15 protein-coding genes and 4 pseudogenes are annotated in these 16,250 nt (G+C 60.9%); 2 read left to right on the plus strand and 17 right to left on the minus strand.

From position 1 onward, the window contains the following. Position 1: 1 nt before the first annotated feature. The 6 genes from OMP40_RS40610 to OMP40_RS29745 are packed head-to-tail and all read right to left on the minus strand — an operon-like array spanning position 2 to position 5,966. Entirely contained in the window at positions 2 to 1,348 is a 1,347-nt protein-coding gene (locus OMP40_RS40610; RefSeq protein ID WP_338131267.1) for a DUF5682 family protein, read from the minus strand. Beyond that, positions 1,314 to 2,381, minus strand: coding sequence for a DUF5682 family protein (locus OMP40_RS40615; RefSeq protein WP_338131268.1), 1,068 nt, complete (start codon positions 2,379 to 2,381; stop codon positions 1,314 to 1,316). Before OMP40_RS40615 ends, OMP40_RS40610 begins: the two co-directional genes overlap by 35 nt. Next, positions 2,378 to 3,469, minus strand: coding sequence for an AAA family ATPase (locus OMP40_RS29730; protein ID WP_420872053.1), 1,092 nt, complete (start codon positions 3,467 to 3,469; stop codon positions 2,378 to 2,380). Before OMP40_RS29730 ends, OMP40_RS40615 begins: the two co-directional genes overlap by 4 nt. Beyond that, entirely contained in the window at positions 3,445 to 3,966 is a 522-nt protein-coding gene (locus tag OMP40_RS29735) for a hypothetical protein (protein WP_277536753.1), read from the minus strand. The genes OMP40_RS29730 and OMP40_RS29735 overlap by 25 nt, the downstream gene beginning before the upstream one ends. Continuing rightward, complete coding sequence (locus OMP40_RS29740; protein ID WP_277536755.1) at positions 3,932 to 5,263, minus strand: HEAT repeat domain-containing protein; 1,332 nt, start codon at positions 5,261 to 5,263, stop codon at positions 3,932 to 3,934. The genes OMP40_RS29735 and OMP40_RS29740 overlap by 35 nt, the downstream gene beginning before the upstream one ends. A 13-nt stretch (positions 5,264 to 5,276) precedes the next feature. Then, complete coding sequence (locus OMP40_RS29745) at positions 5,277 to 5,966, minus strand: hypothetical protein (protein ID WP_277536757.1); 690 nt, start codon at positions 5,964 to 5,966, stop codon at positions 5,277 to 5,279. Positions 5,967 to 6,045: 79 nt separating this feature from the next. Here OMP40_RS29745 and OMP40_RS29750 point away from each other — a divergent pair, with 79 nt between their 5' ends. Then, positions 6,046 to 6,297 (plus strand): hypothetical protein, encoded by a 252-nt coding sequence (locus OMP40_RS29750; RefSeq protein WP_277536758.1) that lies wholly within the window; start codon positions 6,046 to 6,048, stop codon positions 6,295 to 6,297. Here OMP40_RS29750 and OMP40_RS29755 read toward each other — a convergent pair. Together OMP40_RS29755 and OMP40_RS29760 are read right to left on the minus strand one after the other, a co-directional pair. Continuing rightward, positions 6,254 to 6,721: an SWIM zinc finger family protein gene (locus OMP40_RS29755; RefSeq protein ID WP_277536761.1), complete on the minus strand. Its 468-nt coding sequence runs from the start codon at positions 6,719 to 6,721 to the stop codon at positions 6,254 to 6,256. The genes OMP40_RS29750 and OMP40_RS29755 overlap by 44 nt on opposite strands. Before the next feature lie 290 nt (positions 6,722 to 7,011). Further along, positions 7,012 to 7,479: a MarR family winged helix-turn-helix transcriptional regulator gene (locus tag OMP40_RS29760; RefSeq protein ID WP_338131269.1), complete on the minus strand. Its 468-nt coding sequence runs from the start codon at positions 7,477 to 7,479 to the stop codon at positions 7,012 to 7,014. A 213-nt stretch (positions 7,480 to 7,692) separates the two neighbouring features. On the opposite strand from OMP40_RS29760, the gene OMP40_RS29765 reads away from it, so the two are divergent. After that, a complete protein-coding gene (locus tag OMP40_RS29765) occupies positions 7,693 to 7,869 on the plus strand; it encodes a hypothetical protein (protein WP_277536763.1) in 177 nt (58 codons plus the stop codon). 144 nt (positions 7,870 to 8,013) lie between these two features. Here the strand turns inward: OMP40_RS29765 and OMP40_RS42485 are convergent, their stop codons facing one another. The 9 genes and pseudogenes from OMP40_RS42485 to OMP40_RS29795 all read right to left on the minus strand — a co-directional run. Next, positions 8,014 to 9,156: a DNA gyrase C-terminal beta-propeller domain-containing protein gene (locus OMP40_RS42485; protein WP_420872054.1), complete on the minus strand. Its 1,143-nt coding sequence runs from the start codon at positions 9,154 to 9,156 to the stop codon at positions 8,014 to 8,016. 16 nt (positions 9,157 to 9,172) lie between these two features. Further along, positions 9,173 to 9,499: pseudogene (locus OMP40_RS42490) on the minus strand (DNA gyrase subunit A); the annotation flags it as partial. A gap of 91 nt (positions 9,500 to 9,590) precedes the next feature. Then, positions 9,591 to 10,493 (minus strand): annotated as a pseudogene (locus OMP40_RS42495) (DNA gyrase subunit A); the annotation flags it as partial. 16 nt (positions 10,494 to 10,509) lie between these two features. Next, positions 10,510 to 12,483 (minus strand): DNA topoisomerase IV subunit B, encoded by a 1,974-nt coding sequence (gene parE, locus OMP40_RS29775; protein WP_277536765.1) that lies wholly within the window; start codon positions 12,481 to 12,483, stop codon positions 10,510 to 10,512. Between the two features lie 183 nt (positions 12,484 to 12,666). Beyond that, on the minus strand, positions 12,667 to 13,044 hold the full coding sequence (locus OMP40_RS29780) for a hypothetical protein (protein WP_277536767.1): 378 nt from the start codon (positions 13,042 to 13,044) through the stop codon (positions 12,667 to 12,669). A 102-nt stretch (positions 13,045 to 13,146) separates the two neighbouring features. Beyond that, positions 13,147 to 14,135: pseudogene (locus OMP40_RS29785) on the minus strand (ABC transporter permease). Next, on the minus strand, positions 14,119 to 15,168 hold the full coding sequence (locus tag OMP40_RS29790; protein WP_277536768.1) for an ABC transporter ATP-binding protein: 1,050 nt from the start codon (positions 15,166 to 15,168) through the stop codon (positions 14,119 to 14,121). The pseudogene OMP40_RS29785 and the gene OMP40_RS29790 overlap by 17 nt, the downstream one beginning before the upstream one ends. Before the next feature lie 18 nt (positions 15,169 to 15,186). Beyond that, entirely contained in the window at positions 15,187 to 15,429 is a 243-nt protein-coding gene (locus OMP40_RS42500) for an SGNH/GDSL hydrolase family protein (RefSeq protein WP_420872094.1), read from the minus strand. Beyond that, positions 15,410 to 15,979 (minus strand): annotated as a pseudogene (locus tag OMP40_RS29795) (GDSL-type esterase/lipase family protein); the annotation flags it as partial. The pseudogene OMP40_RS29795 and the gene OMP40_RS42500, both read right to left, overlap by 20 nt. Positions 15,980 to 16,250 lie beyond the last annotated feature (271 nt).

Raw genomic sequence — 16,250 nt, forward strand, 5'->3', positions numbered from 1 at the left:
GCTACAGGTCCCCGAAGTCGAATTCGTTAATCTCATCCAATCGCTCCTTTTCTTCCTCGTCAAGCGGACGCTGCAATGCTTCGCCGGACTGCTCGGCCCCCGTCCCCCAGATCTCGCCGAGCAGTTCGGCGATCGCCGCCTTCTCCCGCGGCTCGAAGGCGCCGAAAGCGCGCCGGAGATAGACGAGCGAGCGCTTGAACGGTTCGGGCTCCAGTCCGCCGATATAATCATCCAGATGTCGCCATAAGTAGTCGCGCGACAGCAGCGCGTAACGATTGCGCATCGACAAGCCTTCAAACCAGCCGGCGCCGAGATCGACTTCCATGCCCGGCGACAACCGGCGGGCGACCTCGCTCGAAAACGTCTCTTCGCCCGCTTCGTTTCGCTCGAGCAAAATGGAAAACGCGTAGCCGGACAGCCTCGGATTGCGGTCGTCTCGGACGGCAAGCGCTTTAAGCTTCTCCAGCCAGAGCGGCTCGTCGACCTCCGCGTAATGCTCCTGCGCGACCGCGTTCACGGCGCCCACGGCCGCCATCATCTCCGTCGCCGCGTCGTCGTTGCAGCCCGAAGCGTCCAGCAGCATCAAGCAGCCGCGCAAAAACAGCTGACGCAAAATCGGGAGCAGCGGCTCGGTATCGATGCGCCGTACCGACCCGTATTGGATAAGCACCGACAGCTCGCGCTGCGTTTGCGCGATTTGCGCGAAGCTGCCCGCATCGACGGCTAGCCGCTGCAGCGCCGCCACCGCCTGGCCCGCGACTTGCGGCAGGCCGCATTCGCCCGCCTGCCGGATGAGCCTCGCAGCGTCCGCGATATCTTCGCAGGCGAGCAATTGCTCGTGGATCGCGTAAGCCGCCGCCATTTCCACCGTTTCGCCTTTGATCGTCGCTTCGACGATCTCGATCTCCGCTTCGGGCGACCATTGCAGCACCCAATGCTCGGCCCAGGTCGCATCCGCCTGGCGCCGATGCTGCTTGCGGGCGAAGCGAATGCCGAGCAGCGCCAGACGGTGGAAAAGGACGGATCGATGGAGGTCGAGAAAAGCGGATTCCGCGGACTTGACGCTGCGGTTCTCGCGAAGATCGAGCTCCAGGTCGGTCGCGACCAGCGTCTTGTATTTGCCCAGCTTCAGCCTGGATAGCTCGCGGTTCAGATCGTCCTGAATCGGCGTCTGGCTGACGCCCTCCGGCAAGCTGCCGATCGCCGTGCCGATATCCGTTCTCGCCAGCGCTTCGGCGACGACGGACAGCTCGCCGTGCCCGAACAGGATCGTGGCCGCGTCCCGCAAATCCTTCCAGGCCGGCAGCTCGCCGTCATGCATCGAGGACAGCGCGCCGGCCAGCCGCACGCCTTCGATGACCGAAGCCGTCGAACGGTACGTGCCCCCCCTCCCGCAATCTCGCCGCGACGGAAGATAAGTACAAGGCCTGAAGGCGATCCAGCTCGCGCTGCCGCATGCATCGCCACATCAGTTCGAAATAAGCGGGCGCAGCGTTGCCCGCGCCGTAGCCCGAATGCGAGGAGAGCTTGTAATAGGAATACGGCATGAGCGTCATTTTGGTCGGCACGCGCGGCAAAAGCGCAAGCTCGTCGTCGGTCATCGCCGGCAGCGACGCTGCCAGCGCCGATGTATGGTAGGCGCCCGTCAGAACGACGACCCGGCCGGGATCGTGTCCGCCGACCAGCGTATCGCTGATTTTGCGCCGCATGTAGGCTTCCCTGATCTCGTTGTATGCCGCTTCATGCGGAGCGCGTCGCCTTTCTTCGCCTGCCGTCCATGCCCTCATTTCTTCGGAAAATCGCGAAATCGACTGCCGGTATGCGCCGTGACGAAGCCGATGCTCGAAATTTCGCTCCCAGTACGACTCGAAATCGGGTTCGCCCGAGCGCTCGGCGACGCGCGCGTAGAAGTCTTTCTGCGCGGCACCCGCTTCCGGTTCGTTCGGCATGCCGTCGGCGGTATGCGCGGTCGAAGAAGATTCGATCCCGCCTCCTTCGTCGGTCGCTTGGAGCGGGTCGCCCTCCGCCGACCGTTCGTGACGAAGCGCGTTCAGCGCCAGCGACACGCCGGTCGGCAGATCGATGAATTCAGCCTGGCTGCCGTTCCGTTCGGCCCACCGCAGCGCTTGGTATTCGGGCGAATATTCGGCGAAAGGGTACAGCAGCGTCCGTACGGGCAATTGGACCGTATAGGCAAGCAGCGCGACCGGGGGCACGACGCCGCGGGCGACGAGCTGGCTGGCCAGAGCGCCGGCGTCGCTCGGACCTTCGATCAGCACCGCCGTAGGCCTCACCTCGTCCAGCAGCGCGAGCAAATGATAAGAACCGGCCGGCGACAGATGCCGTATGCCGAAAAAATGCGGTTCCCGAGCCCCGTTCACCGGTTCATCTCCGAACAGGCGCCGTACAGGCTCCGCCAGGAGGCGCCGCGCTTTTTCATGACGTTTTCCAAATACTCCTTCCAGGCGAGACGATCTTTCTCCTCATCCTTTACGATCGCGCCCTGCAAGCCTGCGGCCACGTCCTCGTCGCTGATCTTGCCGTCACCGAAGCTGCCCGCCAGCGCCATGCTGCCGGTCAGCAGCGAGATCGCCTCCGCCGTAGAGATGACGCCCGTCGGCGGCTTCACTTTCTCCTTGCCCTCGAGCGTCGTCCCGCTCCGCAGCTCCCGGAAAATCGTAACGACCTTTGTAATCGTATCGTCGTCCGGCTGCGCCGCCCTGAGCTCGTAGTTCGACGAGATCTCGCTTACGCGCCTGCGCACGATGTCGATCTCCGTTTCGAGGCTCGACGGCGCGGGCAGCACGACGATATTGAAGCGGCGCTTAAGCGCCGCCGACATCTCGTTCACCCCGCGGTCGCGCGTATTGGCCGTCGCGATGATCGAAAAGCCGCGCTCGGCCGCCGCCTCCCGGTTCAACTCGGGAATCGCGATCGTCTTTTCCGACAAAATGGAGATCAGTGCGTCCTGCACCTCGGAGGCGCAGCGGGAGATTTCTTCGAAGCGGGCGATGCCGCCGCATTCCATCGCGCGGAAAATCGGGCTGCGGACGAGCGCCTGATCCGACGGTCCTTGCGCAAGAAGCATCGCATAGTTCCAGGAATAACGGACATGCTCCTCGGTGGTGCCCGCCGTTCCCTGTATGACCTTGGACGAATCGCCGTGAATCGCCGCGGCCAGATTTTCCGACAGCCAGGACTTGGCGGTGCCGGGCTCCCCGATCAGCAGCAGCGCCCGGTCGGTGAGCAGGGTCGCGATCGCCATCTCGACCAGTCGTTTGTTCCCGATATATTTTGGCGCGATCGTTCTGGCGCCCGCCTGTCCGCCCGTTATGAACGTGAGGACGGATTTGGGAGACAGCTGCCACCCCGCGGGTTTGGCCTCCTTGTCCGCCTCCTTGAGCGCTTCAAGTTCCTCCGCATACAATCGCTCCGCCGGCAATCTCAGGACATCTTGCTTTTGAGCCATCCCCATAAACCCCTTCCGTTCTCCTCTTCGGCCGTATCCGGCGCTTGTTCGATCTCTTCGATCAGCGTCATCCACTCGCTTCGCAGCGATTCGTACGTTAACTGCTCCCCGAACGCGCGCAGGCGCGGCGCATACGATTTGGGCATGCTGGCGACGATCCGCCGCAGTTGAACGTGCATATAATACATATTTCTCGCGGCTTCCCGTTCGAGCAGCTCCATGAAGCGCTCCGGCGCTTCCTTGTCCCCGATCCGGAACAACGTCGCCAACATATCGAAGACGTCCTTGCCGCCCCATTTGGCTTCCCGCAGCTTGCCCGTCAAATAGGCGACGATCGCTTTGTCCGCCCGCAGGGCGAACATGCATACGAGCGCCGGCTGATCGAGCTTGATCCATAACGGTAACCATCGCGAATCCCAGGCTCCGTCGCGCACGGCCGGTTCGCCATACCTTTCCTCGTCATCATCGCTGCCGTCGCTGTATACGACTTCGCGCACGGCGGCGAGCAGCTCCTTGGCTGCCCTGGACTTCGCGCCGGTCAAACGGCCGGCATAAAGATCGTACAGCTCGGCGGGGGGATAACGTGCGAAACGCCGCCCGGAAGCCGTATCGGACGAACGGGCTTTGGCCGCCGTTCCCGAGCTGGATGGCGAGCCGGTCCGCTTCGGGAAGCGCCATCTCGAGCAGCAGTTCGGCGGCCGCTTCCTGCGCGCTTTCCGTCTCGGGGACGATGTACGCAGGCGTTGTCAGGAGCTTTTGCACGAACGGAAAAGCAACGGACGCCATCTTCTTGCCCGCTCCATCCAGGGATTGCAGAACGATCAGCAGCTGCCCGGCAGCTTCCGTTTTTTGTTTGGCTTCGCCGTCTGAATACTGCTTCAACGCTTGCTCGCCATACTGGATCAGACGCCCCAGCAGTTGCGGCGAACCGCAACGTCTGATCGGCTCGACGACCAGCTCCCCATCCTTGGTGACGGCGGCTTCGTACAATCGGTCCAGCGCCGGACCCGTACCGATCCTCGCGAGCGATGCGAATGCGGCAGCGCGAACGTCCTTCCGTTTATCGCGGCTTAGCGCCAGCAGCAGCGGCTCCTGCTCGGGATAGGCGCCTAATATCGAAATCGCCGCCACCTTGACCTCGGGCGATCCTGACGATGCGCCCTCCGCGACGAGCTCAAGCATCGCGGCGCCAAGCTGCCGGTGCAGGAGCAGAAGCCTGCGACCGTCGCCTTTTCCGCCTTGCAGGTCTAGCCGGCTTTGCAGCACGGGGACGGCGTTTGCGCCAAAGGCGGGTATCAGCTTTTCTTGCGCAAAATCGGCGATTTCGGAATAGCTGTCCTCGAGCGCCGCGCAAACCGCAGGCAGCGCGCGCAAATCCAGGAAGCTGCCGTCTTCGTAGGCCGTGCGGATTTGCTCCAGCCGGCCTTGTCCCTTGGTCGTCAGCGCTTCGATAAACGGATGGAGCTTGCGGTAAGGGATGTTCGTCGCGAGAGCGATTCCCGCGCCCCGGACCGGTTGCGGCTCCCCGTTCGCATCCGTCTTGCCCTGCGTATAAAGAACCGCGACGAGCAGCGTCGACAGCTCCAGCAGCTTCGCGGCGCTGTCTTCCCTGCTTGCGGCGAGCAGCTCTTCCGCCGCGGTCGCCAGCCGACCGAACACCGGGGCGGTTTCGCCCAGCTTTTTAAGCCCGGGCAGGAGCTTGTTGATCCGCAGATCGTTGGCCGCCATGGCGCTGCCCGCGATAAACAAGCGGCGCGCCTCATGCTGCAATTCGAATAAAATGTCTATGCTCATGTCCGTTTCACCTCTAGTAAAGGAGCCGAATGATTCGGTTGTCCGTGACGATGCTCATCAACTGCACGCTCAGACGGTTGTCGTCCAGCCCGTGACTGAACATGACGAGCGCCGCTTGATCGCTCAGATCCTTTTCGCCGAGCCATTCAATCAAGGAAGCGGTCTCTCTGCCGTTCGGCATTCTGTCCATGATCGGCAGCAGCCTTCCCTGCGCATCGCGTAGGCAAAGTCCGTCCGATGTTCTGTCGATCGACCGATAAGCGACGAGCAGGACGGGCGTTTTATCCGCCAGCGGATTTTTAATGATGTTTTTGACCTGCTTGACGACGTCCGCGTAGGACGAGGCTGCCGTTGCCTTGACCTTGGAGAAGTCCCCCTCTTCCGCATCCCGCTGCGTCGACGATTCCCAACGCACTCTGGCATTGACCTCGCCCGGATAGACGTACAGCGTCTCCGTACGAACGACCGCATGCACGGTATCTTCTTCCTTGAGCGCCCGGGCAGCCCGGAAGGGACGCAAGTGCCGCGTGCTGCGTATCGCGCCGTCGTCAAGGTCGGCCCACCAGCCCGCATCGACGAACTCGCCGCGGGCCGCATCCGAGTATGACAAAAAGGAGAGCTGAAGCAGCTCGGCATTCGGCCTTGCGCGGCCGTATTCGCGAAGCTCCGCAAGCTGCCAGGCATGGCCGAGCTGCTCCTCCAAGGATGAATCCGTCTCCATCGGCAGTTCCGGATCTTCCATTCTTTTTGGTCAAGTAGGAGACGCCCTTCTTGGCCAGCGAATGCAAAAACAGCAGCTGCTCCATCGCCCGCGAGTAAACCGCTTCGCGCGCTCCTTCCGTCTGCATCGTATGTACGAACTCCCTAAGCTTGGCCTGCACGCCGGGGATATAATTGTTGCCGAGCTGCTTGGCCTGTTCTTCGATCATCCGGACCGTCTTTTTGTCCACGCTGCCGAGACCCGACTGAACGATCTGCTGGACGAGCTTTTCAAGCAAACGAAGTCCTTCGAGCTGGCTGGCGATTTTTTTTGACGAGCGCGGACTTGTTTACTTTGCGCTTCGCCGCAGGCGCCTTCCCTTCGGAATCCGCCGCGTCCTTCTTTTTCTCTTCGCGCTTCTCCGCCTTGTCTCTTTTGTCTGCGATGTCGGCCGGAATATCCGCCGACGCGAAGTCGCTCCCCATCGCGCGCGCATAGAGCAATCCGAGCGCATGCTTGCACGGAAATTGTCTGCTCGGGCATGAACATCGAAATACCGGACTCGCCTCGTTGACGAAATCGACAGAGCATCGGTAGGGCTCTTTGCCGCTGCCCTTGCATTCTCCGAAGAGCAACGTCGCATCCGGGCTTTCGTTCAGTACCGGAAAGCTGTTTTTTTTGACCAGATCTCTGCCGTTTTTAATCGCGCCTGCGTTCGGCGCCAAACTGTCGACGTAGGCTTCCGTGATCTTGAGCATCGTTAACCTCGCAATTCGGATGATGGACTGTACTTTTTAATGATACGCCAAAATTGGATATATGGCGCTTTAACTTTTTCTATTACCCACTTAATTGGAAAAATAATCAGGCTGCGAGCTTCTGCGTACGGCAAAATAGCGTATCGCGATTCCGCGTATCGATAAGCTTTCGCATGACGCTTGCATGACCCGTTTCGAACAAAAAAAACAAGCCGAAGTCTCGGCTTGAAAAATGCAATATTCTAAAAAAAGCGTTCGCGTTAATTCATGCTCCATGCCCTTCATCGACCTCAGGAGGTCGCTTGAATGGCGGTCGCTTCTTCGCCGGACGCGGCTCGCTTCTTGTCTCTTGTGCCCGACACCTTGCCGATCAAATAAACGAGCAGCTGGCGGTTGTGGGCCGATAGCCGGTCGAGCGAGCGGTTCACGATGTCGCTGCGGATGCGAAGACCGCGTTCGCGCTCGGTATGGCCGAAGTCGGTCGTGCTGATCCACACGATTCGGCGATCGCTCTCGTCACGCGTGCGCTTGACGAGGCCATTGCGTTCCATTCGGTCGAGCAGCGTCGTCACCGCCGCCGGGGTCGTCTCCAGATGCGGCAGCAGCTCGGAGGGCTTCATCGGTTCGTTCGCCTGCAGCAGCTCCAATACTTGAAGCTGTCCTCCGGTCAGGTGGGGGGACATTTCCGCCTCCATCTGCGATTGCCAATCCTTCGAAAGCTTCATCCAGCTTTTCACGAACTCTGCAGCCGGTTCCACCTTTGGATCACCTCTCCTCTTCGAATTGATGCCGACGAAACTCTACTCCTTTAATTATATGCAAACCCGATGTCGAAAGATAGATTAAGCGCATTAATGATTTACGTCATAAATCCGCACGTTGTGGTACGGGACGACAGCCTATGACATATAATGCTGACAGTTGGCGGTATTCGGCCGCCTGCGCGCGGTTGAAAAGAAGGAGAGGTCTTCATGGCTGTAGAGGACGAACGCATTAGAATGATCGGCATCATGGCGCGCGAAGCCGGTATTATAGATGATCCGGGGTGGCTGAACCGGCTGACCGAGCCGGTCCCCCTCTGGTTCGTGTTGGAAATGATGCTGAAGTGGATCGACCGTTACGATCCGCAGGACGGCCCGTTCGATTGAGGCAGCGCGAAAAAAGAAGCACCGTCCGAGAACCGGACCGGTGCTTCTTTTTTGGGTTCGCTCGCCATCGCCGTCAGCTTGGTGCCGCAGTGCACGGTTTTACCGGCTAACTCGTCACTCACGGGAATGACCGGGATCTGCGCTTTATTGCATCTGCGGCGGCAGGGGCTTGAGGAACGTCTCCGCCAGCGGATCGTTCCGATCGATCGCGCCTACGATTTTGCCGGTGCCTCTGCGATCCTCGAGCGGCGTGCTGTCGGAGCGGAACTCGCCGTACGTGCCGCCGGCCGTCGCCGTCACGATGCCCGCGTCGTCCTTGACGTAATAGGCGGAGACGAGACGCGTGCCGTTCGGACGCACGCGCTTGCCTTCCTTGATCTCGAACGTCTGGATGCCTTTGCCTCCACGGCCTTGCGGCGGATAGTCGAGCAGCAGCGAGCGCTTGGCAAATCCGTAATCCGAGATCACGAGTATCTCGCCTTCGTCGCCAGATACGTGGAGCCCGTCGGTAACGGCATCGCCCTCGCGCAGCTGGATGCCTCGCACCCCGCCCGCTACGCGGCCCTGCAGGCTCACGTCCGCTTCCTGGATCCGGATGCTGAGCCCTTGTTCCGTCACGAGCAGAATCTCCTGCGGCGTATCGCTGCGGAACGCCGAACGGACCTCGTCCCCGTCCGCGACCTTGACGGCCGCGATCGCCGCGCTACGGTTGGTCGCGTATTCGGCCATGAGCGTGCGCTTGACCTGGCCGCGCTTGGTCACGAACACGAGCGCGGGGCCCTGCTCGCCCAGATCGGCGAGCGTCTTCCACTCGCCGGCCTTGACCGGGATGACGGCCATGATCCGGTCGTCCTTCGGCAGGGCGATCAGGTTGACGATCGCCGTTCCGTTTTCCTTCCACTTGAACTCGGAGATCTGATGCACGGGCAACTGGTAGTACATGCCCTTCTGCGTGAACAGCAGCAGCGAATCCAGCGTGTTGAGCTGCAGGCTCCAGCGCAGGTGGTCGCCTTCCCTTAGTCCCGTGCTGCCCAGATCGCCGCCGGACCGCGTGAACGACAGCATGCTCGTGCGCTTCACGTAGCCGTGGCGCGAGAGCGTCACGAGCACCTCCTCGGCCGGCACGGTCACTTCGAGGTTGACCTTGAGTTCCTCGACCTCGCCTTGGATGACGGAGCGGCGGTCGATGCCGAACTTGCCCCGGATCTCGCCGAGCTCGTCCTTGATGACGCCCATCAGCTTTTTCGGATTGTTCAATATGCCGCGAAGCTGATTGATTTTTTTCATCGTTTCGGCATGTTCTTTTTTGGAGCGAGTTGATCTCCAGATTGGTCAGCCGATACAGCTGCAGCGTCAGAATCGCGTCGGCCTGGCGTTCGGAAAAATCGAACTTCGCGACCAGATTGTTTTGCGCGTCCTGGCGGTTTTTGGATGCCTTGATCGTCTCGATGACGGCGTCGAGCAGGTTTAATGCTTTGACGAGTCCTTCGAGCACGTGGGCGCGGTCTTCCGCCTTTTCGAGATCGTACTGCGTACGGTGCGTGACGACCTCGCGCTGGTGCGCGACGTACGCGTCCAGCATCGCTTTGACGCCGAGCTGGCGCGGCGCCTTGTTGACGATGGCGACCATGTTGAAATTGTAAGCGACCTGCAGGTCGGTTTTTTTTGAGCAGATAGGCGAGAATGCCCTCGGCGTCCGCGTCCTTCTTAAGTTCGATCACGATGCGCATGCCGGCTCTTCCGCTCTCGTCGCGAACCTCGGCGATGCCTTCGACCTTCTTTTCCAGCCGAAGCTGGTCGATGCTGTTCACGAGCTTGGACTTGACGACCTGATACGGAATCTCGGTCACGACGATCTGCTGCTTGCCGCCGCGCATGTCCTCGATCGCCGTCTTGGACCGTACGTAAATGCGCCCTTTGCCGGTCTCGTAAGCTTCGCGGATGCCGTCCTCGCCCATGATGCGGCCGCCGGTCGGAAAGTCCGGTCCGCGCATGATCTGCATCAGATCGGCGACCGTCATATCGGGATTGTCGATAAGCGCGGTGCAAGCGTCGATGACCTCGCGCAGGTTGTGCGGCGGAATCTCGGTGGCGAAGCCGGAGGAGATGCCGCTGACGCCGTTGACGAGCAGGTTCGGATACCGCGCGGGCAGCACGACCGGCTCCTTGGTCGTATTGTCGAAGTTGTCCTTGAAAAGGACGGTGCGTTTGTCGATATCCCGCAGCAGCTCCATCGCGATCGCAGACAGACGCGCCTCGGTATAACGCATGGCCGCCGGCGGATCGTCGTCCATCGAGCCCCAGTTGCCGTGGCCGTCGACGAGCGTATGCCCCATCTTCCAAGGCTGCGCCATGCGCACCATGCCCTCGTAGATCGACGAGTCGCCGTGCGGGTGATAGTTGCCCATGACGTCGCCGACCGTCTTCGCCGATTTGCGGTACGGTTTGTCCGGCGTATTGCCGGAGTCGAACATCGCGTACAAAATCCGGCGCTGCACCGGCTTTAGGCCGTCCCTTACGTCGGGAATCGCACGGTCTTGAATAATGTATTTGGAATAGCGTCCGAAGCGGTCGCCAACGACCTCCTCCAGAAACGCGGGCAAGAAGTTCTCGAGCAAGCTCATAAAAGTCTCTCCGTTCTTATTCCTCGTATTCCGTGAAGTCGACGTTGTCGATGATCCAGCGCTTGCGCGGATCGACCTTGTCGCCCATCAGCGTGGACACGCGGCGCTCCGCCTTCGCGGCGTCCTCGATCTGCACCTGCAGCAGCGTGCGCGACTCCGGATTCATCGTCGTCTCCCACAGCTGCTCGGGGTTCATCTCTCCGAGTCCCTTGTACCGCTGCAGCTCGGCGCCTTTGCCGATTTCCTTGAGATAGTTCTGCAGCTGCTCGTCGGTCCAGGCATACCGGACGGTCTCGAGCTTGCCGGACTTGCGCGTGAGCTTGTACAGCGGCGGCTGGGCGATGAACACCTTGCCGGCGTCGATGAGCGGCTTCATGTACCGATAGAAAAACGTCAGGAGCAGCACCTGGATATGCGCGCCGTCCGTATCGGCATCCGTCATGATGATGATCTTGGAATAGTTGCATTCCTCGACGTCGAATTCGGGTCCGACGCCGGCGCCCGTCGCCGCGATGATCGCCTTGTACTCCTCGTTCTTGAGGATATCGATCAGCTTGGCTTTCTCCGGGTTCATCGGCTTGCCCTTGAGCGGCAGGATCGCCTGATATTTGGAATCCCGTCCCTGCTTGGCCGAACCGCCGGCCGAGTCGCCCTCGACGATGAACAACTCGTTGCGGGTATAGTCCTTGGATTGGGCTGGAGACAGCTTGCCGCCGAGGCTCGCGCTCTCGCTGCGCTTCTTGCCGCTTCGAATCTCCTCGCGCGCCTTGCGCGCCGCTTCGCGCGCCTTGGATGCCTGCACCGACTTGCGGACGAGCTGCTGGCCGACCTGCGGATTCTCCTCGAGAAACACGGCCATCTTCTCCGCGACGACGGCGTCGACCGCGCTGCGCGCCGAGGCGCTGCCGAGCTGATCCTTGGTCTGGCCGACGAATTCGACGTCGGACATCTTGATGTTGATGACGGCCATCATGCCTTCGCGCAGATCGCTGCCTTCGAGGTTCTTTTCCTTTTCCTTGAGCTGGCCGATCTTGCGGGCGTATTCGTTCATGACGCGCGTATACGCCGTCTTGAAGCCCGTCTCGTGCGTGCCGCCGCCCCGCGTCGGAATGGCGTTGACGAACGAGGCGATCGTCTCGGTGTAGCCGTCGTTGTACTGCAGCGCCACCTCGACTTCGATCTCGTCGCGCTCCGCGGTGAAGTGGACGACGTCGTGGAGGACCGTCTTTTCCTCGTTCAAAAACTGCACGAACTGCTTGGCGCCGCCCTCGTAGTGGAACACGTCCTCTTTGCCCGAGCGCTGGTCCTTGACCGTCACCTTGAGGCCCGAATTCAGGAACGCAATCTCTTGCAGGCGTTCCGACAGCGTATCGTAATTAATCGAGACATTGCCGTGAAATACCTTCGGATCCGGCTTGAACGTCACCTTCGTGCCGGTCTTGTTCGTATTGCCGAGCAGCTCGAGGCCCGTGACGGGCTCGCCTACTCGCTCTTTGCCGGTCTTGTCGATCCAGGTCTCGAAGCGCATCCGATGCGTCTTGCCTTCGCGATAAATCTCGACCTCGAGCCATTCCGACAACGCATTCGTGACGGAGGCGCCTACGCCGTGCAGGCCGCCCGACTTCTTGTAGCCGCCGCCGCCGAACTTGCCTCCTGCGTGCAAAATCGTAAAGACGACCTGCGGCGTCGGCACGCCAGTCTTGTGAAGGCCGGTCGGTATGCCGCGCCCGTTGTCCTGCACGGTAACGGAGTTGTCGCCGTGAATGGTCACGTCGATCCGCGAGCAATGCTTGGCCAGATGCTCGTCGACCGCGTTGTCCACGATCTCCCAGACGAGATGGTGCAAGCCCGAAGAGGTCGTGCTGCCGATGTACATGCCGGGCCGCTTGCGGACTGCGGTCAGCCCTTCGAGCACCTGTATGTCGTCCGCTCCGTATGTCGTACCCGCCTGCGCCGCGCTCTCCGCATACAGGTCTGTTTGTTCGGTCACGAATGATCCCCCCTTGCTGCTTCTAGCGTCCGTCGAGGACGCGCCTTCCGTTCATTTTAAGCTAAAAGGCAGAAAATGCACAAGGCGTCCGTAATGTAATGATGCCCCGCAAATAAAAATAACCGCCTGCGCGATGCAGAAACGGTCATGTATGATGACGTTTAGAGTGTAACCCGACTCGCGTTAACTGGCAACGACGATTTTTTTGAGCAGCCGGATATCCGTCGCGTGCTCCGCCACCGTGGAAGCAAGATCGTTGAACGCGGCTTCGTGCTCGGTGTTCTTGGCGACTTGCTCGAAGGCGGCGTCGAGCTTCGTATCGATACGGTCAACCTTCCGATCGACGCGATCCAATCGCAGTTCGACCTGATCCACCTTCTGCTCGACGCGGTCCAACCGCAGTTCGACCTGATCCACCTTTTGCTCGACGCGTGCCAATCGGAGGTCCATCTGATCCATCTTCTGCTCGAATTGGTCCTGCTTGCTTTCCATCCGATCTAGCCGACTCACAACATCTCCAAGCTTCTCCGCGATCTGCATCAACAATTCGTCGCTCATCATGGCCCACCGTCCTTGTAGCGATTATAACATGGACGAGAACGATGTCGAACACACGCTTAAAAATCCCAATTTCCCTTGACAAATGGGAATGACAACCAAACGTTAAGCCAGGATATCCTGTCTCGTGAATACCGCGAACGATACCGCGATCGCAGCCAGCGACCAGATGGCCAGCACGACCAGGGAAAAACCGAGCGTCATCCCTTCGATCGGCGGCGGGGGAGCCCTGCAAATAGACGGACAGGTCGAGATTGACGTTAAACAAATATTTGGCGCTGTGCCAGGACGAAGCCATGTTCGCGAGGATCGAGCCCGAGATGACGGCGGCCATCATCGTGACGAGGCTCGCGGCCGTGCTGCGGACGAGCACCGACACCATAAAAGCGATGACCGCTACCGTCATCGCGGAAAACCACACGAGGCCGAGCTGCATCAGCATGTAGCTCCCCTGCGCGATCGCATGGACGCCCGTCGTATCCATGTCCGAGCCGTTTAGCCTGAAGCCGACGAATACCGGCTCGCGCCAGCCGCCGTAGCCGAAGACGAGTCCCGATACAAGAAAGCTTACGGCTGCCGTCGTCACGAGGATCAACGAGACGTACATCGTGAGCGTGACCAGCTTGGCGGCCAGAATTCGCCATCGCCGGACCGGCCGGGTGAGCAGCATCTTGATCGTGCCGCCCGCGCGTTCGGAGGAGACGATATCCGACGCGACGGCGAGCACCATAAGCGGTATGAACAGGCCGACGGCGTTTTGCAGAAACGTATTGGTGAAACGCACCGCGTTCGGCGTGTTCGGATTGACGTCCCGGTCGAGGTAATACTGCAGCTTGCTGCACGAGCGCGACCCGCCACTTTTTCCACTCCTCGGGAATCCGGTCGCTCGTGAGCGCGTTCGTATTGTCGGCGATGCGCTGCCGCAGCTCCGCCCGCCAGTCCGCGTACTTGCCCTGGCTGCTTTGCGCGATTTTCATTTGCGCGTACACGAATATCGGCACGAGCGCGAGCAAAATAAGTACGATCACGGCAAACCGCTTTTTTTTCCACACTTTGATCGTTTCGTTGCGGATCAGCTCAAGATCCCTGCCCATCGCGCTCGCCTCCCGTCAACGTCAGAAATAAGGACTCGAGCGTCGGCACGACGCGCTGCACCGCAAGCACGCCGACGCCGGCCGCCGCGCAGCGGGCGACGACGTCCGGAATGTCTTTCTGGCGCACGCGGGTCGGCACGGCGCCAGGAAGCGCGAGCAGGACGGACTCGTCCAGCAGCGCGCGATCCCGATCCGCGACGTCGACGCGCGGATCGTCCGCCAACAGCCGCCGACCCGCCTCCGGATTTTCGAACAGCCACAACGTGTGCGCTTCCGCCTGGGCGATCATCTCGCCTACATCGCCTACCGCGATCACGCTTCCGCCGTCGATGATCGCTACGCGGTCGCACAGCAGCTGGATTTCGCTCAGCAAATGGCTGGACACGAACACGCTCATCCCTTCGGCGGCGAGCTCGGCGATAAACGCCCGCAGCTCCTTGATGCCCTTCGGGTCGAGACCGTTGGTCGGCTCGTCCAGAATGAGCAGCTTGGGCGCGCCGAGCAGCGCCTGCGCAATGCCGAGACGCTGCCGCATGCCGAGCGAATACGTCTTGACCTTGTCGTGGATGCGTTCGTCGAGCCTCACGATGCGCGCCACCTCCTCGATTCGCGCCTCGCCGATGCCTTCCTGCATGCGGGCGAACAGATCGAGATTTTCCCAGCCGGTCAGGTAGCCGTACATTTCCGGATTTTCCACGATGCAGCCGACGTGCCGAAGCGCCCGCTCCGGATGCTTGTTCACGTCCTCGCCGCAGACGAGCACGCGGCCCGACGTGGGCTTGATGAGATCGACGAGCATGCGGATCGTCGTCGTTTTGCCCGAGCCGTTGGGACCGAGGAAGCCGTAGATCTCCCCTGCGCGGACGTCGAAGGAAATATCGTCGATGATCTTGCGGCCCCGAATCGTCTTGGACAGATGCTCCACGGAGAGCACGGGCGGCTCTTGCCGGGCGCGAGTTTCGCGTTCCCGTTCGGTTCCGGACGGATTTGCGTTTATCGCGCTAATGTTGCCTGCCGTCAAATTCGTCTGCATCCCGTCGCCTCCTTTCCGTCAATCAATGGCCTGCGCCACGCGAAGCGCGATGCGGGCATAACCCGCTCCGTTCGGGTGGAAATGGTCCGAGGACAAGTAGCGCGCTGACTGCGACTTGAACAAATCGACCGTCGGCACGACGACGATGTTGCCGTCCGCTTCGGCCAGTTTGGCTGCATAGCCGTTCCATTCCGTTAAAATGGACGCGATCGGCGCCCGCAGCTGCGCAAGCTCGTAAAAAAGGATTGTACAACGCGATATAAGCGATTTTTACGGACGGATTGATCGCGCGAAGCTTCGTAAAGACGGCTTCGAGCCGTGCCAACGTGTCCGGCAGCCGTCGCTTCGCCAGCTCGGGATCGATGCCGCCGCCTTCCGAGATCGATCCGCCCGTTTGCTGCGAGGAGCGGAACAGATCGTTGCCTCCGATCGTGAGCAGCACGAGGTCCGCGCCGGCCACCGCATCCCGCATCGCTTTGCCGTCCAGCATTTCGTCCAGCCCGGCTGCCTCGAGGCCGCTCACCGCGAGGTTGCCGCTTAGCTTCGCCGGCTTGCCCATCGACTTGGAGAGCTGCGCAAGACTGTCCGCCACGTAGCCTTTGCCCGCGACGTCGCCGACGCCGCGCGTGAGCGAATCGCCGATCGCGATCGCCTTGATCTCCGGCAGGCTCGCCCATTCGCCGCTCTGCTGCTGCGGCGCCTGCGTCGGCGAAGGGAGCGCCAATCCGGAGGACGGCGCCCACGTATCCTTCAGCGCCCAGCCGAATCCCAGCAGCAGCAGCGCCGTGCACAGCAGGCATGCCGTTCCCAATATCGGCCATAGCCGATCTTTTTTCTTCTCACGCCGCCCCCCTCCTCTCCTAAAACGCCTAAGCTTCCTGCGGCTTTCGGCGGTTTTTCCGTTTCCCTCAATTTACCGAATCGGGACCGCTTTTTCAAATCGGCACGCGATTCGGCCTGAGCCCTTCTATCGTCGCCCGCGTCGTTCTATTGCCGAAGCGCCTGCACATCTACATCGTTGATTGCCGAGAACGCAGGTATTCCGAAAGCGCGCTCACCTGAAAAAGCTCCCGCCCGATTCC

Source organism: Cohnella rhizosphaerae, assembly GCF_029525575.1.
Lineage (GTDB): Bacteria > Bacillota > Bacilli > Paenibacillales > Paenibacillaceae > Cohnella > Cohnella rhizosphaerae.

Excerpts from the sequence above, each read along its gene's own strand:
- OMP40_RS29780 (WP_277536767.1), bottom strand. The coding sequence starts at position 13,044 with ATGATGAGCGACGAATTGTTGATGCAGATCGCGGAGAAGCTTGGAGAT.
- OMP40_RS29790 (WP_277536768.1), bottom strand. The coding sequence starts at position 15,168 with ATGCAGACGAATTTGACGGCAGGCAACATTAGCGCGATAAACGCAAAT.
- OMP40_RS29750 (WP_277536758.1), top strand. The coding sequence starts at position 6,046 with ATGCAAAAACAGCAGCTGCTCCATCGCCCGCGAGTAAACCGCTTCGCG.
- OMP40_RS29765 (WP_277536763.1), top strand. The coding sequence starts at position 7,693 with ATGGCTGTAGAGGACGAACGCATTAGAATGATCGGCATCATGGCGCGC.
- OMP40_RS29730 (WP_420872053.1), bottom strand. The coding sequence starts at position 3,469 with ATGGCTCAAAAGCAAGATGTCCTGAGATTGCCGGCGGAGCGATTGTAT.
- OMP40_RS29755 (WP_277536761.1), bottom strand. The coding sequence starts at position 6,721 with ATGCTCAAGATCACGGAAGCCTACGTCGACAGTTTGGCGCCGAACGCA.
- OMP40_RS29740 (WP_277536755.1), bottom strand. The coding sequence starts at position 5,263 with ATGAGCATAGACATTTTATTCGAATTGCAGCATGAGGCGCGCCGCTTG.
- OMP40_RS42485 (WP_420872054.1), bottom strand. The coding sequence starts at position 9,156 with ATGAAAAAAATCAATCAGCTTCGCGGCATATTGAACAATCCGAAAAAG.